17 protein-coding genes and 1 pseudogene are annotated in these 20,654 nt (G+C 42.4%); 4 read left to right on the forward strand and 14 right to left on the reverse strand.

Annotated elements, in window-relative coordinates; genetic code table 11:
• Positions 1 to 406: 406 nt before the first annotated feature.
• The 14 genes and pseudogenes from devC to A4S05_RS06965 all read right to left on the reverse strand — a co-directional run.
• The gene (gene devC / locus A4S05_RS06905; RefSeq protein ID WP_370684405.1) at positions 407 to 1,594 is read right to left on the reverse strand and encodes an ABC transporter permease DevC; all 1,188 of its coding nucleotides are present in this window, start codon (positions 1,592 to 1,594) and stop codon (positions 407 to 409) included.
• Between the two features lie 155 nt (positions 1,595 to 1,749).
• The gene (locus A4S05_RS06910) at positions 1,750 to 2,955 is read right to left on the reverse strand and encodes an ABC exporter membrane fusion protein (protein ID WP_069069093.1); all 1,206 of its coding nucleotides are present in this window, start codon (positions 2,953 to 2,955) and stop codon (positions 1,750 to 1,752) included.
• Between the two features lie 121 nt (positions 2,956 to 3,076).
• Positions 3,077 to 4,114 (reverse strand): oxygen-dependent coproporphyrinogen oxidase, encoded by a 1,038-nt coding sequence (hemF, locus tag A4S05_RS06915; RefSeq protein WP_069069094.1) that lies wholly within the window; start codon positions 4,112 to 4,114, stop codon positions 3,077 to 3,079.
• Positions 4,115 to 4,197: 83 nt separating this feature from the next.
• Positions 4,198 to 4,344, reverse strand: a complete 147-nt coding sequence (locus tag A4S05_RS41395) for a hypothetical protein (RefSeq protein WP_176726939.1) — start codon at positions 4,342 to 4,344, stop codon at positions 4,198 to 4,200.
• A gap of 9 nt (positions 4,345 to 4,353) precedes the next feature.
• Entirely contained in the window at positions 4,354 to 5,265 is a 912-nt protein-coding gene (locus A4S05_RS06920; protein ID WP_069069095.1) for an alpha/beta fold hydrolase, read from the reverse strand.
• Positions 5,266 to 5,313: 48 nt separating this feature from the next.
• The gene (hemB, locus tag A4S05_RS06925) at positions 5,314 to 6,306 is read right to left on the reverse strand and encodes a porphobilinogen synthase (RefSeq protein WP_069069096.1); all 993 of its coding nucleotides are present in this window, start codon (positions 6,304 to 6,306) and stop codon (positions 5,314 to 5,316) included.
• A gap of 223 nt (positions 6,307 to 6,529) precedes the next feature.
• Positions 6,530 to 7,516 carry a hydroxymethylbilane synthase gene (hemC, locus tag A4S05_RS06930; protein WP_069069097.1) on the reverse strand — a complete coding sequence of 329 codons (987 nt, stop codon included), beginning with the start codon at positions 7,514 to 7,516 and terminating at the stop codon, positions 6,530 to 6,532.
• Between the two features lie 5 nt (positions 7,517 to 7,521).
• The gene (gene hemE, locus A4S05_RS06935) at positions 7,522 to 8,574 is read right to left on the reverse strand and encodes a uroporphyrinogen decarboxylase (RefSeq protein ID WP_069069098.1); all 1,053 of its coding nucleotides are present in this window, start codon (positions 8,572 to 8,574) and stop codon (positions 7,522 to 7,524) included.
• 334 nt (positions 8,575 to 8,908) lie between these two features.
• Entirely contained in the window at positions 8,909 to 10,003 is a 1,095-nt protein-coding gene (locus A4S05_RS06940) for an aromatic ring-hydroxylating dioxygenase subunit alpha (RefSeq protein ID WP_069069099.1), read from the reverse strand.
• Positions 10,004 to 10,055: 52 nt separating this feature from the next.
• Entirely contained in the window at positions 10,056 to 11,498 is a 1,443-nt protein-coding gene (locus tag A4S05_RS06945) for a glutamyl-tRNA reductase (RefSeq protein ID WP_069069100.1), read from the reverse strand.
• Between the two features lie 83 nt (positions 11,499 to 11,581).
• The gene (locus tag A4S05_RS06950) at positions 11,582 to 13,015 is read right to left on the reverse strand and encodes an FAD-binding protein (RefSeq protein WP_069069101.1); all 1,434 of its coding nucleotides are present in this window, start codon (positions 13,013 to 13,015) and stop codon (positions 11,582 to 11,584) included.
• Positions 13,016 to 13,020: 5 nt separating this feature from the next.
• Positions 13,021 to 13,674 carry an L-2-amino-thiazoline-4-carboxylic acid hydrolase gene (locus tag A4S05_RS06955; RefSeq protein ID WP_069069102.1) on the reverse strand — a complete coding sequence of 218 codons (654 nt, stop codon included), beginning with the start codon at positions 13,672 to 13,674 and terminating at the stop codon, positions 13,021 to 13,023.
• An 800-nt stretch (positions 13,675 to 14,474) separates the two neighbouring features.
• On the reverse strand, positions 14,475 to 15,479 hold the full coding sequence (gene hemF / locus A4S05_RS06960; protein WP_069069103.1) for an oxygen-dependent coproporphyrinogen oxidase: 1,005 nt from the start codon (positions 15,477 to 15,479) through the stop codon (positions 14,475 to 14,477).
• 1,197 nt (positions 15,480 to 16,676) lie between these two features.
• Positions 16,677 to 17,159 (reverse strand): annotated as a pseudogene (locus tag A4S05_RS06965) (ISAzo13 family transposase); the annotation flags it as partial.
• Between the two features lie 305 nt (positions 17,160 to 17,464).
• On the opposite strand from A4S05_RS06965, the gene A4S05_RS06970 reads away from it, so the two are divergent.
• The 4 genes from A4S05_RS06970 to A4S05_RS06985 all read left to right on the forward strand — a co-directional run bounded on the left by A4S05_RS06970 (position 17,465) and on the right by A4S05_RS06985 (position 20,315).
• Positions 17,465 to 17,788, forward strand: a complete 324-nt coding sequence (locus tag A4S05_RS06970; RefSeq protein WP_176726940.1) for a hypothetical protein — start codon at positions 17,465 to 17,467, stop codon at positions 17,786 to 17,788.
• Positions 17,785 to 18,618, forward strand: coding sequence for a hypothetical protein (locus A4S05_RS06975; protein WP_069069105.1), 834 nt, complete (start codon positions 17,785 to 17,787; stop codon positions 18,616 to 18,618). Before A4S05_RS06970 ends, A4S05_RS06975 begins: the two co-directional genes overlap by 4 nt.
• A 204-nt stretch (positions 18,619 to 18,822) precedes the next feature.
• Positions 18,823 to 19,005 (forward strand): hypothetical protein, encoded by a 183-nt coding sequence (locus A4S05_RS40095; RefSeq protein ID WP_141699661.1) that lies wholly within the window; start codon positions 18,823 to 18,825, stop codon positions 19,003 to 19,005.
• 464 nt (positions 19,006 to 19,469) lie between these two features.
• On the forward strand, positions 19,470 to 20,315 hold the full coding sequence (locus A4S05_RS06985; RefSeq protein WP_069069107.1) for a DNA/RNA non-specific endonuclease: 846 nt from the start codon (positions 19,470 to 19,472) through the stop codon (positions 20,313 to 20,315).
• Positions 20,316 to 20,654: the final 339 nt, after the last annotated feature.

A 20,654-nucleotide genomic window follows, 5' to 3' on the forward strand; every position in this document is an offset into this window, starting at 1 on the left:
TTCACATAAAAATATCCAACCGGGTGGGCCGAAAAGCCACTGGTGTCAACTTAAGCCAAAAATAGCGTACTGATTGGGTGTTGTTCACCCGCCAGGGATTGTAAATCCCTGACTAATTGCTCAAGTCTACTGAAGTAGACTGAAAATTTTTGCGCTATGAAGTCCTCTTCAGAGGACTTTAGCTATGAGACAGGATTTACAATCCCTGGCGGACTGGCGGACGTGCGATTTCGCGTTAAGTTGACACCAGTGGCAAGATGTCCACCCCACAATATTGGATAATTTATTTCTTGGAGTTCCCTTGGGCTTGGTTCTAGAAAACTGGTAGGGCTAGAAAACTATGAGTTTTAAAATGCGATATTTTTCTACACTTCAACTCAAAACTCCTGACTCGATTGCTCAAAACTTAGAAGATATCAGCCGGATCGGCTGCTCGTAACTTTTGCATAGCGATCGCTCCGGCTCCAAGACACATGACGAAAGTCAAAACTAACACAGTTACCGCACGAGCTAGTTTCATCGTAGTCGGTAAAAACGTCACAGACTGAAAAAAGATGTAAAATCCACTCGATAGCAAAAAACCTGGAAAAAAGCCCAAAACCGCTAAAGTAAAAGCTTCTTGAACAATAACTCCAATCAGATATCTATCGCTGTAACCCATTGCTTTTAAGGTTGCGTATTCGGGCAAATGATCGGAGACATCGGTATAGAGAATTTGATAAACGATAACTGCTCCGACTAGAAAACCAATTGCAACACCGAGGTTAAAAGTCGGGCCAATAGAGGAACCTGTAGACCAATATGTACTTTCACGGGCAGTGAATTCAGCCAGGTTTAGTACTAGTAAATCATCCGGTAGCTTGGCTCGTAAATCAGCCTGAATCTGCTCGATCGAGGCATTTGGTTCTACGTCAACAATACCCAGATCGATTTCGTTTGCTTGGCGTTGGGGAAAGAGCCGTAAAAAGGTAGAATCGCTGACGATCAGATTGCCGTCAGCAGAAAAAGAAGAACCGAGCTTAAATAATCCAACTATTTGAATTTTATAATCGTTAGCTTGAACAGAAAGCGGATTCTGTTTTTTCAGCAAACTAGGAACGTCCCCAAGTTGAGGAACCAATCCGGCTCTGTCAAACAACGCTCGATTCAATAACTTTAGTTTATTCAATTGTCCATCGAGTTCTGGTAAGTCAAATGCTGGCTGATTCGGATCAATTCCGTAGACAAAAATTTGACGGCTAGCTCGATTTTCAGGATTTCGCCACGATGCTTGACTCACATATAGCGTTGCCAGGGATTCTACACCGTTAACACCTGCTATTTTATAGAGCTTATTTCTGGAAAAACTTTTGATAGATTGCAAGTTATCAGACAGTTTATTGACTAAAAATAAATCTCCTTTAAGCGTGGTATAGGGGGTAACTTGCGAATCGAAGAGTGCATCCCTAACTCCCAGTTGAAAAAACATCAGAAAATCAGCAAAAGCAATTCCTGCTATAGCAACTAACAAACGAGTCTTTTGACGGCTCATTTGCCGCCAAGCAAGTGGGGTTTTGCGGAATAATTTACCGAATATAAATGTTTTGATAGTCAAGTCGCTTCGCTCCAATTAAAAATTCAAAATTATAAATTAAAAATTCAAGGAACACATCTTTGGGTGAATTGAAGACGCGATGAATCGCGTCTCTACAAAATGGTCTGTTTGTCGCATTATTTTTGAGAATTAGGATTAATTTTGCCTGTTCTCTCTTATTGGTTGATATTGTTATTCGGCTGAATGGCAACCTGTACTTGCAAGTTAGTTAAGTTCGCAACTCGTTTGCTATCTTGGGGATCGAGTGCAATTCTCACTTCAATAACTTTGCGATCGAGATTTTCTCCAGGTTCGCCGCTAGTTACTTCTTGTTGAATCACTTGTAGCCCAATGAGCCGAACGGTTCCGCGCAACTCTGGGGAAAAAGACTCACTCGAAATTGTTACCTGTTGACCTTCACGAACTTTGCTAATATCAGTTTGATATATCTCTGCGATCGCTTCCATCGAGCTGGTTTGTCCGAGTTCGGCAATGCCTTTTTCACCAACAACTTCTCCGGGTTTGGCCTTAATATCGAGAATGCGACCTGCTATGGGGGCGCGAATATAAACTTCAGCAAGATCGGCTTCAGCTTTTTTGACTGCGGCGATCGCTTTATTAACTTCGGCATCAGCTGCTTGCACGTCTACCGGACGTACCTCAGCAATCTCATCTAAGGTTGCCTTAGCTTGCTTGATCTGCTGCCGTAGAGTATCTACACTCTTATTTTGGTTAGCTCTCGCTTCGGTAAGCTGTGCTTGCGTTGTTTCCAGAGCAAGTTGTTTTCGATCTACTTCCACAGCAGAAATCGCTCCGTTTTGGTAAAGCGAGGAATAGCGATTGTATTCACTATTGGCAGTTTTGACTTCGGCTTGCCAGCGAGAGATAGTGGCATCTCTAGTAGCTATTTCGCCCTTTAACTCTTGTTCAAGGCGAGCGATTTCAGCTTTTTGGGCGGCAATCTCTCCAGATTTTGCGCCAGCTTGTACCTTGGCTAACTGTGCCTGGGATACTTTGACTTGTGCTTGTGCTTCCAGTAGAGCATTTTGCAGACGATCGCGCGAATCCATAATGGCGATCGCTTGACCTGCTTTAACGCTACTGCCACGCTGTACGAGTAGTTGGGCGACGCGATCGTTGCTTAAAGTAGCAGGTACGGATACTTTGATGACTTCCGTTGCTGGTTCTATCCGTCCTAAAGCGGTAATTTCCTCAATCTTTGGTCTGGTTTGCACAACTTCAACAGGTTTGCTGGTTGGTTTGGATTGAGAATTTGATTGAGAAATACCATAGAAAGCGATAATTCCTGTAAGGGCGGTACCACCGACAACTACAGCCAGCGTCCATTGCTTTGAAGGTTTCGAGAGCAATTGTAAATTCATGTCAATCCTTCAAATTTCAGTGAGGACTTTAGTAAAATTGTCCTTGGTCATTAGTCATTTATCCTTTGTAAATACGAATGACAAATGACAAATGACATGTCTTATGTTTTGACGGCAAAAGTTAAACCAGAAGCGATGTCAGGCTTGCCCAATCTTGAGGCTTTAAGAATACTTGGTATAACTCGGCTTCTGGCGTATTTGGTTCGGGTTGATAGCCGTACTCCCAACGCACTAATGGAGGTAAAGACATCAAAATTGACTCTGTGCGCCCGTTAGTTTGCAACCCGAAAATCGTGCCGCGATCGTAAACTAAATTGAATTCAACGTAGCGTCCGCGCCGATACAATTGAAAATTACGTTCGCGATCGCCATACTCCATTGACTGCCGCCGCTTGACAATTGGCGCGTAAGCAGGTAAGAAAGCTCTACCACAATCCTGCACGAATGCAAATAATTCTTCCCAATTGCGGGATGCTGGTATGCCAAGGCGATCGCTGGTGATTGCTGCTGCACCTTTGGGATCGGGGCCTCGATAAAGCTGACCTTGACCGTCTTGATAGTCAAAAAAGATCCCGCCAATGCCCCGCATTTCTTGACGATGTTTCAGATAAAAATACTCGTCGCACCAAGGTTTAAACACTGAATAATATTCGGGATCGTGCGCGTCACAAGCCTGCTTTAATGTGTAATGAAAATGGGCTGCATCTTCAGCAAACGGATAGTAAGGCGTTAGATCGATGCCGCCACCAAACCACCAAACCGGGCCAGCTTCAAAGTAGCGGTAGTTAAGATGAACAGTTGGCACGTAAGGATTGCGCGGATGCAATACCATTGAAGTTCCGGTGGCATAAAACTGATGTCCCTCCGCTTCAGGACGTTGTGCCAAGATTGAAGGCGGCAGGTGAGAACCCCAGACTTCAGAGAAATTAACTCCACCTTGCTCAAATACTGCGCCGTCGCGGATGACACGGGATCTGCCGCCGCCCCCTTCAGGTCGTTCCCATGCATCTTCTTGAAACGTGCCTCCGCCATCTAGCTGTTGCAAACCCTGAGAGATTTCGTCTTGCAACTGCCGCATCAATTGACTGACTCTAGTCTTAGCATCAACTGGGGGTAGAGATTTGGATAGAGTTGCTTGAGGAGTTAAAGTAGTCTTCATGAGATCAACCTAGTTTTCCTAATAACGAACATTTGAAGAAATTCGATAAATTTTGAAAGTTTGTAGGTGTATACACAAGTCTTTTAGAGTTGTTCCGTAACGTAGGGAAGGTTAATTTTTGCAGGTCGATGAATCAAAGGTGCAGGTCGATGCATCAAAGGTGCAGGTCGATGCATTAAAGATAGGGCTTTAAGAACTCTTAGTGTTCTTGGCGAACTGAGAAGCGCCATATCAAAAATTTACTGCTTCAACACAGGCAAATACTTCCGAATTAATCCGATAATTACTTCCGGCACTTCCAGTTCTGGATTCAACCCTACATCTTCTAGTTCTATAAATGCTTGGATTGCTTGTGGATTTAGATTTGCAAGGCGACGCCCTACCTCCGGCCCTGTAAACTTCGCTTGGCTTCCCCAAATAAAGATGGTAGGTGTTGTCAATCTTGGAATGTATTCTGATAGATCGAAGGATGAGCTACCTTGTAAAAATGATAGGGCAGCATACTCGGCATTTGGCTGCTGCGCCGATTGCACAAAAGCTTCTACAATTTCGGGAGAAAGACGATTGGGTTGAGCAAACACTCGCTCAAAGAAGTCACGAATGCCAAAGTTGCTGACTTGGCCTGCGTAAAGAACGCGATCAAGAATAGGAACACTGGCAATTTGAGCGAAAAAGCTATTGCTATAGTATTGCCTAAAGTCTTTAATGCCTGACGGAAGCGTAAGAATGAGTGATTTAAACAGGTCGGGACGTTTGACTGCGGCTCGAATTGCAAAAGCTCCAGTTAGGGAAGAAGCAATTATTGTTACAGGGGCTTGGCACGTCTTCTCGATGAACTCAATTAGCATTGCGATGTAGTCGCCTGGAAGATAATTTTGTTCGGGATGATCCGATCGCCCCCAGCCAATCAAGTCGGGTGCTAACACTCTATACTCTGCTGCAAATGCTGGATACACCTTCGACCACCCGTAAGCAGATGCTCCACCTCCAATACCGTGGAAGAATATTAAAGTTTCGCGATCGCGCAGCGTGTCCGATGGCGTATCGCCCATTCCATCGGTTGCCCAAAGTTCACCTTGGTTAGTGTAATAGGCCATTTTTCCCAAGCTGATTAAAACGGAGCGTTGAACGAAACCGAGTGGAATGAACATGAGAAATTTTTCCTCTACATCGACAACATGAAATCAAAACTAGAAAGTTTAATTGCCAAGTTTCGCTAACCAACGAGCAGCATCTTTGGCGTGATAAGTCAAAATCAAGTCAGCGCCAGCCCGTTTAAAGCCAGTCAATGTTTCTATTACCACCCGTTCTTCGTCGATCCAACCGTTGAGGGCAGCGGCTTTAACCATCGAGTATTCGCCAGAAACGTTGTAAGCTGCAACGGGTAAGTTGCTTGCTTCCTTAACGCGCCAGATAATATCCATGTAGGCCAAGGCTGGCTTGACCATTAACATATCTGCACCTTCGGTAATGTCGAGTTCGATTTCTCTTAAGGCTTCACGACCGTTACCGGAGTCCATTTGGTAGGTTCTGCGATCGCCAAATTGCGGTATTGAGTCGGCGGCATCGCGGAAAGGCCCGTAATAAGCCGAGGCATACTTGGCGGCGTAAGATAATATCGGCGTATCTTGGTAGCCTGCTTCATCTAAACCCGAACGAATGGCTTGCACGAAACCATCCATCATTCCAGATGGTGCGATGATATCTGCACCCGCTTTGACTTGTGAAACTGCTGTTTTTTTCAGCAATTCCAGCGTTGGATCGTTGAGAACTCGACCCGTCAAATCTCCTACTTCTAAATAGCCGCAGTGACCATGACTAGTGTATTCACACAAGCAAGTATCGACGATAACGATTAAGTCGGGTACGGCTTCTTTAACGGCAGTAGTGGCTTTTTGAACAATACCGCAATCGTGCCAAGCGCCCGTTGCATCTGAATCCTTATCTTCAGGAATGCCAAATAAAATAATGGCTGGAATGCCGAGGTCGTAGACTTCCTTCGCTTCTTCGACGATTTTATCTACAGAAAGTTGGTAAACTCCGGGCATGGATTTGACTTCGTTAGCGATCGCCTCACCCGGTACGGCAAAAAGCGGGTAAATTAAATCGCTGGTTGTCAGGACGTTTTCGCGCACCATCCGCCGCAATTGGGGATGGCTTCTTAGCCGGCGCGGGCGATGAATTGGAAACATAGTATTAAGATGAACGATCAAAGGCTTTACTTAGCCAATAGACTTCTTGCAGAAATGGGTAAAGGCTACGGTGTACACACAAGTCTGAAATAGTTTACTCACTGAGTTTTAGTGTCAGTTTTACCCCACCCTAACCCTCCCCTTGGAAAGGGGAGGGAACTAGATTTGCTGTTTCCCCCCTTTCTAAGGGGGGATTAAGGGGGGTAATTCAACTTGCGTCTACCTAACTACGCTGGACTGTCTGAAAAATTTCAGCCAAAATCTCTGTAGCTCCCTGTTGCCGCAATTTATGAGCTAATTGAATACCTAAATTTTCTGCTTCGCTAACAGTGCCCGTAACAGAATCTTTGACTAGACGTTTGCCATCGACGCTGGCAACTAATCCTGTTAATGTCAGTGTATTTTCGTCTAGCTGCGTATCAACACCGATTGGTACTTGGCAGCCACCTTCTAATTCTCGCAAGAAAGCACGTTCGGCTAAAACGCGATCGCGGGTAGGGATGTGTTCGATTGCTTTGAGTAATGACAGCACTTGCAAATCGTCAGCGCGGCATTCAATCCCTAACGCTCCTTGTCCGACGGCATAAAGAGAAAGTTCGGTGGGCAGAATTTGATGAATGCGATCGCTCATTCCCAATCGCTGCAACCCTGCTGCTGCCAAAATCAGCACATCGTACTCTCCATCATCCAACTTTGCCAAGCGCGTATTTAAGTTGCCGCGCACATCCTTAAAAGTAAAATGGGGGAAGTGATAACGCAATTGTGCAAGGCGGCGCAGGGAAGAAGTGCCGATAACTGTGCCTTCTGGCAGCGTATCGATTTGCTTATCTTGGTGCTTTTCATGCACAACTAAAGCATCTGCTGGGTTTTCCCGTTCTGTTACGGCTGCTAACGCTAACCCCTCTGGCAAGCAAGTCGGCAAATCCTTGAGAGAGTGAACTGCAAAGTCAATCTCCTGATTGAGCATTCCCAATTCGAGTTCCTTGGTGAATAATCCCTTATCGCCAATCTTGGCTAAGGCCACATCCAAGATGTTGTCGCCTTGGGTGGACATGGTGTGGACTTCAAAGGAAATATCGGGAAAGCGTTGCTGGAGTTGTTCTCGAACCCAGTAAGTTTGCACGAGTGCGAGTTGGCTTTTACGAGAACCGATGCGGATGGTGCGAACGAGACTGGAAATATTAGATGAAGCGGGTTGCACTGAAGTCATAGCTTTTAGTTGAGATTGTTTGACGCGTAGTTGAGCTGTTTGACTGTCTCGAAAAAGAAAGCAACATTCTCTTCTGGAGTGTTCGGTAAAATCCCGTGACCGAGATTGAGGATGTGCTTTTGATTCCCCGCTTTGCGGATCGTGTCCAGAATGCGATCGCGGATTAGCTCTTTAGTACCGAACAATACGCACGGATCGATATTTCCTTGCACTCCAATATTTGCGCCGAGTCGCTGCCGCGCTACTGCCATATCTACAGTCCAGTCTACGCTGACGATATCGACACCCGATTGCGCCATTAACTCTAAGATTCCAGCACTGTTGTTGATATACAAAATCAGGGGCGTGTCCGGGTGCGTTGCTTTCACCTGTTGCACGACTCGTTGCAGATAAGGTAAAGAAAATGTTTGGAAATCTTCAGGGCTGAGTTGTCCCGCCCAAGAGTCAAACAGTTGCACGATTTGGGCACCGGCATCAATTTGGTAGCGGGCGTAAACTGCGATCGCATCTGCCAGTTTACCTAAAAATTGATGCAGCATCGCAGGTTGGCAGAAAGCCATCCTTTTGATAATGGCGTAGTCTTTCGAGCTTTTACCTTCAATCGCATAGGCAGCTAGCGTCCAAGGAGCGCCAACAAATCCCAAGACGGTAGCTTGACCGTTAACTTCTTGGCGTAGCGTCCTCAGAATTTGCTGCACAAAGGGTAAAGAAGCTTCGGGATCGAGGGCAGTCAGCGCTTCAATTTGGGCTGGCGTGCGGATTGGCTGCTCGAATATTGGCCCTTTACTTTCGATAATGTCAAAGGAGATACCCATACCAGGCAACGGCGTGAGGATATCTGAGAACATAATCACCCCGTCGGGTTGGAAGGCACGGAAAGGTTGCAGCGAGATTTCCACGGCTAAATCGGGGTTCTCGGAGCGATCGCGGAACGAAGGATATTTCTGACGCAAGTCTCGATAAACTTTCATGTAGCGACCTGCTTGGCGCATCACCCATACCGGAGGGCGATCGAGTACCTCACCTCGCGCCGCTTGCAGTAACGTATAATTCCCCATACATTTCTCCCTGGATTTAATAATTGTCATTTCAAGAATTTGGAATTTGCAACAATCCAACCTTGTGGGGTAGGCATCTTGCCATTGGTGTCAACTTAACGTGAAATCTTTGTCAAAACGCGCTTCCCATCACGATCTGCGTTACCCCACCCTAACCCTCCCCTTATAAAGGGGAGGGAACTGGATTTTCTTGTTTCCCCCCTTTATAAGGGGGGATTAAGGGGGGTAAAACACCTGTGAAATAAGCGTTTGAGCTTAAGTTGACACCAGTGGCATCTTGCCCGCCCTAATTATGCGGACTCTAAATTTAGTTCTTCAATAAGATAGAAGCTGTTCATGAGCGATCGCTCACTATAGCTGAAACAAACCATTCTGTTTTCTCAGAAGAAGGTGGCATTAAATTTTCGTTCGAGTTATCTGATTGCTGCCGCTCAGGTTTCATACCCCATCCCATAGCCAAACATTTTTGCCGAAGTTTGCGATAAGCAAGAGATAAGTTATCACAAGGAACGTGAACTTCGTCTGACAACTTATCCGGGACTGCCATCGGATATTCAGACTCAACCACTCCCTTATCTTCCATGACAACTTTGTAAGCTGCTCGTTGAAAGATACCATCGGCCCAAGGGAAAGTTAAAAAACTGCGAAACTGAATTCGCTTGGTAATAGTGGTGCGATCGTCCACAGGAACATGGACAGTAAAATTAACCAGCTTGCCACGACCGAAGTCAACCACTAACCGAGTGATATTGGGCATATAAAAGCCTAGAGTCACCTTCACATTGGCTTTCAATGGGCGAAACACAAAGGCGAAAAGGTCTTTTGCTTTGGTGTAATCTCTGACATCAACTTTAGCGTGACCCTCCCATTCCCCTACATTCAGCTCGTAATCTTCCATTTTTTGCTCTAATGCAAACCCATTACCGAAGGACTTGGAATGAATAATAGATACGTGAGACATATCCATATCATTCTCTAGCGTGCGGGTGTAGTGAGCATTCAGTTCGTATTCAAAGAAAATTTTCTGTAGGCTTGGGTCTTCAAATTCTGGCAAGGGTGGGATTGGCGGACGTTCTTCTTCTGGTAAGTCTCCATAAAATAGCCAGATAAAACCGTATTTTTCCTGTATTGGATAGCTATCTACACGAGCATTCTTGGGAATAGGAATTCCGGGTTGATTAGCAGGAATCTTAATACATTTCCCATCTGCTTGAAACTTCCAGGCATGATAGGGGCAATGGATACAATCATCTTTTACCCAACCAAGAGATAAGGCAGCACCACGATGGGGACACCGATCTTGGAGAGCTATCAGTTGTCCTTTACCGTTACGATAAAAGACTAATTTCTGATTTAATATCCGAACTTGCTTGGGCTTGTTAGTAACGGCGGCGCTAAACTCACAAGCGTACCAGAAGTTTTTTAACATACTTCTTTCCTGTTATTGCTATTAAGAATCATGGATTTTCTTAAGTTACGCTTTAAGCAATAACTTCTTCGACTTTTGCATGGACTTCAATACTTTCAAGTCTCATTTGAGCAAGTTTGAAATGTTCCCGATTCACTTGAGCAACATTGATGTTTTTTGCTGCTATCTCTACGGTGCTTATTGATAGGGAGGATGTTTCGGCAACAAAACTAGATTGCACCTCTCCTGTATCTAGATTAAATAACTCTTGCAGAACTTGGAGGACAAGGCGTTGAGCTTCTACATCTCGCTGCGTCCGCAGTTGTACCATCGGTTCGTGGAGAATTTTGTTGATAATCCTTTGAGTTAAGGCTTCAACGGCTTCTTGATGTTTTTTAGCAAAATCAGACCCCATACGGGACAAAGCTTTTTCTAACTCTTGTTCGCGAATTTTTTCGAGTTTGTCCCGTAAACAGCTAATAATGGAAACGGTTTCTCGCGATCGCAACCAAGTTTGAAATGCCTCTAAATCCTCTTGGATTAATGCTTGCGCCTCGATTGCCATTTGCCGACGACTTTCTTGATTCTGGGCAACGACGGTTTTTAAATCATCAACATTAAACACCCGCACGTGAGGTAACTCATTAACGTCCGCATCAACGTTACGAGGCACTGAAATATCGACCAGCATCAAAGGCTGTTCGGGTTGCAATGCAGCTTTGAGTTTGGCTTTATCGAGTAAGGGTTCAACTGAAGCAGTGCTGGTAAAAACCAAATCCGCAGCTGCCACTAATGACATCAATTCAGCCAGGGGATAATATTGCACTCCAGCATCACTAAATTGATTCGCCAATTCCTCAGCTCGTTCGACGGAACGATTGACAATTGAAATTTGAGTTGCGCCTTTAGAGATTAGATGTTGCACCAGTCGCCGAGCCATGTTGCCAGCGCCGACAATTGTCACTCGGCAAGCCGATAACTTCTCTACTTTGATTTGGGCTAATTCTACTGCCGCAGAGCTAACCGAAACCGCACCCGTACCGATTGATGTTTGCGTTCTCACCCGCTTTGCAGTGGTAACGGCTTGCTTGAACAACTGATTGAGGATGCGATCGCCCTGATTGTATTGCTGAACCAGTTGGAAGGTGTGTTTGACTTGAGCTAGAATTTGTCCTTCTCCCAACACCAAGCTATCCAAACCGGAAGCAACTTGCATCAAATGCTTAACAGCATCTTGCTGTAGCAGAGTAAACAAGTATTGCTGCAAGTCTGCAAAAGGCAATTTACTGTACTCGCAAAGAAACTCTGTTACCTGTTGAGCAGCCCGATCTATCTGGTTTACAACTACGTAAATTTCTAAACGATTACAAGTGCTAAGAATGGCAGCTTCTTCAATGTGAGAGTATTTACACAGCTGAGCGATCGCGTTTTCAATTCGTTCTTCTGGAATACTCAGTTTTTCCCGAATTTCAACCGGAGCTGTTTTGTGACTAAGACCTACAAGTGCGATATTCATGTTTCCTCCTCTGAAGTTTGTCTTCTTCTAGAGCCTCGGTCAAGTAATATGGATGGTTCTAAACAAGATGATTGAGAAGTGACTTATACTGCGATCGCAGACTTAGTAGCAACATTCTCAACGAGTTGGTTTTCTTGTGGTGCGATCTGTTCGTACTCAAAAAAGCCAGAGTTAAATATTCCTTTGGGATCGTACTTACTTTTGATTTGATTAACTTTTGGCCAGTAATCGCCAAATTGGCTTTGCCACTGTTGAATAGTAAAATCTATCCAGCAAGTTAGATATCTTTTTCCGCCCATCTCTAAACTCAGGTTACTGAGCTTTTTCAATTCAGCTAAGATGGGTTGAACTTGCGATTTCGGAATGCTGGGATAAATTCCAAACCCAAAAATTAGTTCTTCCTCTTGCGGTAAACGAAACATTGGCATCGTGTTATTCCGGTTTACCAAGCAAAAGCAGCCCATTTGCGCTTTACTAATATCGAGAAAAGAAGGCAACTGTTTGAGAGCTGTTTCGATGTAATTTTTAGCAGATGAGGCGGGAAGAAAAACATCCATCCAAGGATGAGCGATATCCTTGCTATCTACTTGAATCATGGGTTCGATGAATTGTGCAAATCCCAAGTCTTCAGTATGGATATGACGGTAAAAATTTAAGCCAGCAAGGATTTCTTTGTCATCAATAGCTTCAATAGAATTTGCTTCAACAGTAATCCGCAACGTGTAAAACCATTGAATCAAAGGTTGCATTATTCCTGTAGCTCTGGATACTCCTTGCAAACAGGGAACTGGGAAAGATACAAGATGATCGACCCTTTGTTCGGTTACTAAAACCCGCTTGTCATGCAAAAGAGCATCTAGGTTGTCATAGAAAAGTAAATACGTGCGGGTTTGGGAAGGATAAACTTTGAGTTTGTGCTGAACTTGGGTAATAATTCCAAACTGACCGTAACCGCAAAGTACGTGATTAAAAAGTTCGCTGTTTTCTTCAGGCGAACACCAAAGAATCTCACCTTCTGCGGTTACAACTTCTACACCAAGACAATTATCAGCTTGATTTCCGTAACGAAAAGAGGCTGCACCTATACCACCCGCAGAATGAGTTCCTCCGACAGAAACACCAAAATAATTGGTTAATACGGGAGGAACTAAACCATCAGGAATACAAGCATCGATTACTTGATTCCAAGAAGTTCCCGCATCAGCTTTAAACCATAGTTGCTCTTTTTGGATATCTCGAATTTTATCGAGATTCCTCATATTTAAAACGATTCCATCTTGGTTTAAAGATTGACCACCTAACGAATGTCCCGCAGCGCGTGAAGAAACTACTAATCCTTTTTGAGCGGCATATTTGACAGTTTGGGCAATATCGTTAGCGTTTTGAGGAGTGACAACAACTTGAGGAGACTTTTGGAATATACCACCAAAATCTTCGGAAACTTCTGTCAAAATTTCTGAAGCGTTGCTAACTTCACCTGCAATCAAATGCTTGAGGTCTTGAACAATGCCATTCATAAAAGTTACGATCCTTTAGAAAGAGATGTTTTTAAAAGATTCATCCCAATCTGCAAGATTTTAGGAGTCAAGCGAATCAAATCGAGAATATGAGAGAACAAGCTCGGTGTTTTTTGTGGCTTTACTTCTACCCCTTTGGCAGGTCTTTCATACTTGAACATACAAACGCAATCACCATCTGCCTGCTTGCTAATAATTGCAGCTTTCATCCCAGGAAATGCTCTCCTGGTTGCTTCTTGTTCCATCTCACAGATAACTCGGCAAGGGCTTTCAAGTCCATATTCTTTGGCAATTGAAAGAACCGGGCAAACTCGTTGAATTTCTAGTGCAGCATCTTTTCCTTCTTGGGAAATATCTACGACTTGCATTTGGAAGCCCATGATCCGAAAGATCGGAATTGCATCGGTAAAGCCTTTGGCTATGGTGGTATTGTCAATGAAAGCACCCATGAACGCTTTTTGATGAGCAGGGTAGGCTAACATCATTTGTTCAAAAGCTGCATGTTCTCCAATTTCATCTGCCAGCTTTTTGTAGGCTGCAAATCGATTCCTAAACATACTCACTGCTTTGGAGGAATCCATTTGCATCACATCGTTCATGGTAATGTCGCCAATACCTGTAACGTTATCCATTGCCAGTTCTCCGTGTTTTTTACTCATTTAAATGACCTAGAAAAACGAGCTAATCAATGGCTGATTACTGCTAAATTTCAGACAGCGATCGCCAGAAACTTTTTTGCTCCTATAATCCTACGATTGACTTCAGGGCTAGCATGTCCTTGGTGATTCAGGACTAGTATGAATTGAACTCCATAAGTATAGTAAAATGATCGTCACCGTTAGGTATCTGCTAGCAAACATACACAGGAATACAATGTCAACTTCTTGCAGCTGCTTGATGGAGAGATGACTCAACCATTGAACTTGGAAAAACTTGCTAATTTCAGTTTTGAAGTTGGCGAATTCAGTTGAGTTAGACCAGCTAAATAACTTGTTAATTTTTAGCAAAATACTTGTCAGCAATTTTTCCATAAACACCTTGTTACTTCCTATTTAGAGGCGATCTCTAAAAAAATGTAAAGAGTAAAAATTAGGGCGTTTATTATACCATTTCACTCAATTCTTGATACAAATTATTTTTCTTACTTCCCCTGGCTCAAGAGCCTGCCCTGCTGAAGAACAGGCTGTCATCTGTATCAATCTTCAGGTGAAACGGTATTAGCCCTCTTTTTATCACTTTGGGAGAACCCAATCACTGAAAGCCTTTCAGAACTTTAATCTCCAGGTTTTGGTTACAAATTTTAGTTCCTGTTAGAAAATAAACACTCAAAGCTTGACTCGATCAAAGTTTCGGAATCTTGCTTCGATTATTGTTTTCCGAGAGTAAAAAAACAGGGTTAGGATTTGGGTAGCCAACATTTTTGATCAGCTGCTGTTTTCAAATCTGCTCTTGACCGTCTTTACACCCATTCCTGGGGATTTCTCAGTACCTCTAGAAGCTTTGCTTCTTGGCTATCAGCCGTGGGTTGGTCATTATAGTTCCAAAAAGCTTCTCCAGGCATACAATTAAGAACACTTTGTGTACTCACAATGCCGCTTTCCAATCCGAATCTAACACCTCTGTCATGCAGTAGAATAAATTCGGCATAACGTCCGCGTCTGATACGCTGCCAATATTTATCCTGTTCCGTAAACTCCATATCCTTACGTTGTTTGACAATCGGAAAATAAGCAGGGATGAAAGCTTCAGAACAAGTTTTTACAAAGGAAAGTAAAGTTTCGACATCGGAATGTTGTAAATTGTCAAAGAAAATTCCACCTACACCTCTACACTCACTGCGATGAGGAAGATAAAAGTATTCATCGCACCACTTTTTCAAACGTGGATAGAGTTCTGCATCGTGCTGGTCGCAAGCTGCTTTATGTACTTGATGAAAATGAACTGCGTCTTCTTCAAATAAGTAAATTGGTGTTAAATCACCTCCACCGCCAAACCACCAAGAACCAGGTTCAGTGCCATCACCCAATTGAAAGTAGCGATAGTTAACGTGTGCTGTCGGTATCATTGGATTAGATCCATTAATGACAACACTGGTACTTGTAGCGAAGAAAGAAGTACCTTTTTGATCTGGCGTTATAGTTGTTGGGTCAGCCATCACAACATCCGAGCCTCGGAAAGTCACACCAGGAGGTAACTCACCTTGCATCGATACGTAGTTGATACCTACTTTTTCAAATACATTGCCGTTCCGCAGCGACTTGTCGATATATATAGCACCATTACTGTTTTCACCTTGTACCCATTGGCCTCTTTCATCTCTTGTCCAGCGTTGTTCGTCAAGTTTACTTCCATCTATTTCCTCAATAGTTTGGCAAACATTATCGAACATATCTAGCAAAAAACTTTCAACTCTATTACTAATTGGTGGTTGCTTGACTGCTGGATTTTCAAGAATTTGAACCATGACAACTGACCTCGTAGTGACTAAATAATTATTTGCAAAAAAAGAATTTTGGAATCTAGAAAAATTGGAAGTTGCTTCTCAACCTTTCATCTTGAGGTTTCATTGATTAAGTATGTTTGCTTTGTAGCAAAAGTCTGGGAAGAAAAGAGCTAGCATTTCGCGTTAATTACTTTTGTTTTTTGCGTTACCTAAGTCCTTTCGCTATCTATCTTTTTACTTTTGTCAGGTTTTTACTAGTGAAGATATAGAATTTTAGGAAAATTATAAAGAAAATATTAAAAACGTAAGTGCCTAGTTTGGACAAGAAAAATAGGATAACTTCAATAGCTATAACCAGTCACACTTCAAATCAGCGTTTGACATTATTTTGACTTAACTAAAAAATAAGTTATTTTTATCTAATATTTAACTTAAGCATAATCAATATCTCAGTCTTTAGATAGAAGACAGAATGTAATTGTAAATATTAGTTTTTGTACTATTTTTTTATCTTTTTCAATATTCGAGATTTCCAGAAAATAAAATATACAAAGACTTGAAATGATAATCATTTTATGAAGAAGAATTCAGGAGCGGAGCCGGAGACGCTCCGCCTCCGGTCAGAATGAAGACGCTCTCTACGTTCGCGGAGCGTGTCGCAGACAGACGCTACGCGGTAGCGTCTCCAAGAGTTGCCATACCTCTGAAAGAGAAGGCTTTACGCTGCGCTATCCACTATGAAGTTCAAAATTCATTTTGTTAGCGGATAGCTAAGGTTTAGCCCAGAATGGCACTAAGAAAAACCCAAAAGCTTGTGTCGTCTCGTTCCCAGCCTGGAGGCTGGGAATGTATTTAAAAGAGGCTCTGCCTCAATTCAAGCTACTGGAGGCGGAGCCTCCCAGAATGGATTCCCAGCCTGAAGGCTTGTTCCAGTCAGAACAAGGGCTGTATCTTTTCTTAGTGCCATTCGGTTTAGCCCATTCTGGCTCCTGACTCCTGAATTCTGTTATAAACACTTTCTTTCCCTATTCCCCATATTTCTTGAAAGTGCAGTAGGACATGGCTTTTTTAGTTAAATGTATCCATAAAGTAAGTTTGACTGACTAACTTACTTTATGGATGCTTATCATTCCCAGTCATAGTTTTAGCAAAATATAATGCTGTTTAAAGCCCATCAAAAATATTTTTATTCTAATGATTCTCTAAAATTCAGTTTCGGATATTTTTTTGATTTTTAATCTTGGCAATCGGCTTGAGGCAATACCCTAAATCATTTAACTTGACACGAATTGTTTCCGAAGTGGGTAATTCTTCATCATTATAACCAAATTTATCAATTAATTGCTGTCTCACTTCAGCAGCAGAAAGAGGTGTATACAGTCTTTGGCTTTTACAACTTGGGTCTATTTGACTTTGTGAATCGACAATTTTTTTGATATCTTCTAAAAGATTTGGTAGTTTTACTTCTGCTTTATAACGTCCTCTACTTCGATAATTATCCACACAAGTGATATTAGTAGTTAGTTCTTTAATTCCTTTACTAATAGTTACACGATTCCATCCTAGCTCTCGCTCCGCTAGAGACTGTCCCCCGTGTCCTAATGCCACAACTGTTTGTGCTATAAATTTACGTTTGTCCGCACCTTTTAATTGCTGTGCAGTTTCCTTCAACAACTTTTTCAGTGAATCCGTTAATTGTATTGACACCTCTATTTACCCAAAAATCAAATCATCATTAAATTTACTACAAAAAGGCGAGAAAGAGGCTACGAACGGCAATCTAGCCTGCCCTTATAGTAATGATTATCATTATAGATTTTGTATATTTTATTTTCTGGAATTTTCTTAAAATGTGTGCAGTGTTGTCACTACTAAATAACTTTTTTCTTAACTTCACTAGTCTTTACTGGTGAAAATTTTTAGAAAACTTACCCTAGATCACAAAGGACTTTTGAACTTTTGTTTTTGTAACCTGGATGTATAAGGAGGAGCAAGAGTCATATACGGTGATTAAAGGTAGTATGCCGAAAGCGCTTAAGTTTCGGTTTAAAGCGCTCTGTGCACAATATGGATTAAAGATGAGTGAAGTCTTAGAAGTATTAATCAGCGAATGGGTAAAGGCTGATGGCCCAACTTCTTCTTTCATGACTAACACCTTAGATGAAGACCGAGACAATATCACGCATATCAAGGCATACATTCCCTCCTCCCTGAAGATACAATTTAAAGTTCTTTGTGCTCAAAGAGAGGTTATGCAACGCTTTATCCTCCACAACCTTATTCGTGAATGGGTAGAAACAACCCATGAAAATGAAAGAAACTTGCCATGAATCTATTATTCCGTTCAACTAACATCGACAAACCTCACAAAAGTAACCAATTAAGTCTAAAGAGTAGTAATCCCTTTATCCAACTGATATTTAACAGGGACAATATATCTGAGACTCGCAAGCTGCTAGATAGAGCTATAGTATCTGCTGCCAAAGATACGTTACCAAACTGCAAGCCACCTGCCTTAACTCCCTCCCATTGGATCTGGCAACTTGCCGCTTCCTACCATTTAACTCACTCTACTGGGGTATTAATGGAAGAAGCAGCTGGGCGCTTTGCTGAATTGGGACGCTGGAGTTTAGCACACTGGGCAGCACAGAAAGCTCATGAAGAACAAGGTCACGATCGCCTCGCCTTGCTTGATATTCAATCGATGGGATATGATGCCGAAGCTGTAGTCAAAGCACTCCTCCCTCCGACTGCTATGGCTTTGCTGAGTTACTTCACTCAGAGCGTACAAGCAGCAGATCCAATTCGTTGCGTTGGTTATTGCTATACGATGGAACGTCTAGCAATGAATATCAAAGCAGAGCATATCCAACAGGTAGAAGCGATACTACCACCTAATACCTATGCTACTCGCTGCCTGCGAATGCACAGTTGTTTAGGTAGTGACGTAAAGCATGTGGATGAGACAGTTCAAATAGTGGCAGCACTAAGTTCAGAGGAGCGCACTAACATAACTGTCGCCTGCTATGAAACTGCACTGTTGTACTTCAGTTCGCTTAAGGAGAAGTATATATCAGAAGTGGAATTACAGCAGGTCTTGAATCAGTTGAGGTTAGATCCTTGTAGTAAGAATAATTCTATTCCTCAATACATTTGCTAGTGCAGAGAGCGCTGAACAATGATTAATTTGTTGGCGTTGCAGAGAAAGCGGAATGATTTAGCAAATTATAAAATCTCTCCGTCTGCTTCCCCTGTACAAGAACTGCCTAAGAACAGCTTGCTACAATTTATCCACTTGTTGTGGAACGCCAATTTGTTTAACCAATTCTTAATCACATACTTGAAACAACCTGAGGAAAATACAATGAACGTCGCAATCACAAGCATTGAGCAGCAACTTTTCGGCTGTAAATCTTTTGGATACTTCTTAAAGCACAACTTCCAGACTTGGTTTCAAGTTCCGAATGACGACGAAATTGAACTGGAAGACTTTTTGAAAGATCAATTCGACCAAGGACTATTTTTTAATATTCCTTCCTCTTTCTAAGCTCTCGTGACAGGTTAGGATAAAGCGTATTTTGTCAATCAGTCAAAATACTCTTTAGACCTCAGTAGAGCGAAAATAGCGATCGCTTGGGCGCGGGCACTCCGCGCCATTACTCAATTATTAAAGCAAATAATAAGTATCTAGGCATAAATAAATTTATTGTTTGTAGTAAGGACTTTAGTCCTGATAATCCTTGATCTGAGCGATAAATCGCTCACTACACACGAGGAGTTTATTTTATATTTCATTATGTCTACCTACTTATATAAGTTTTTCATCTTATTTAGGTGATTATCTAATTTCAGATAATCACCTAAATGATTACTAGATGTTAACGCAATATTTACAGCTTTTTAACCTCTCTTTATACAACCATAGCTATATTGCGATTGGTAAGTTTTACTGAATTTCTGTAACTTTAACAGAACAAATTGTAGTTTGTTTAGACAAATAAATAGTAACAAATGAAGAAGTCTGATTTTCTCAGGGCTATTCTAACTATTGCTGTACCAACAGCAATATCTTTCACTCTGCTTAATTATTTACAAAAGCCACTAACAGCCCAAACCTCAAGCGTTCATCTAAGAATGGGCAATCCTAGTAGTGCTGGCAGTAGTTACAGTAATCTTTTGTTGAGCAAATCTCAATACGCAGTTTCTTACAATTGCTATAGAGGGACACCAAATTGGGTAAGTTGGCAGCTAAACACATCATGGCTAGGAAGCGCACCTCGCCAAGATGATTTTCGTGCAGATACTACATTACCTTCAGGCTGCTACCGAGTCACTTCTTCCGATTACACTGGTAGCGGTTTTGACAGGGGACATATGACTGCTTCAGCAGATAGGACAAATACAGTTACCAATAACTCTGCTACTTTTTTAATGACGAATATAATTCCTCAGTCACCTGATAATAATCAGGGGCCTTGGGCTGCACTAGAAAACTATTCTAGAGATTTAGTAAACCAGGGGAAAGAACTCTATATTATTTCGGGTTCCTATGGCACTGGTGGAACTGGGGCGAATGGAGCAAGAAACACAATTGCTAATGGTAACGTTACAGTTCCGAACAGAACATGGAAGGTTATTGTAGTATTAGATTCATCAAATTCTAATGCTAGCAACGTCACTACTAACACAAGAGTAATTGCAGTGAATATGCCTAATTCGCAGGGAATTAGAAATAATAGCTGGAGAAACTACAGAGTTAGTGTTGATTCCATTGAAACAAACACTGGCTACAATTTGCTCTCTAATGTTTCTTCATCTGTTCAAAGCGTAATTGAGTCTAGAGTTGACAATTTGTAAGGATATAGGAATCCTCTTTGATTTCTGAACGAATTTGCGTAGACAGGCAATAGGCAATAGGCAATAGGCAACAGGAAAGAGGGCTTCTCAATACTTGTCGGTTAAGGGGAAAAGGGGAAGGTGGGGCCCCCTCTGGGGATAAGGGGAAGGGGTAAGGGGAAAGAAAAAACCTTTAACCTTTTCCCAAAACCCAATTCCGAGTTAAAAATCCTTAACCGAGCAGTATTGGAGGGCTTCTTAGTTGTACTGAGTTTTTTCAGAAATCAAATATGAGTCCTATACGTACTTCATTTAAAACTTCAAGCCTGTCTGTAAATTATAGACAGGCTGATGTTTGAC

It is taken from the genome of Nostoc sp. KVJ20 (genome assembly GCF_001712795.1).
In the GTDB taxonomy this organism is placed as follows: Bacteria; Cyanobacteriota; Cyanobacteriia; order Cyanobacteriales; family Nostocaceae; genus Nostoc.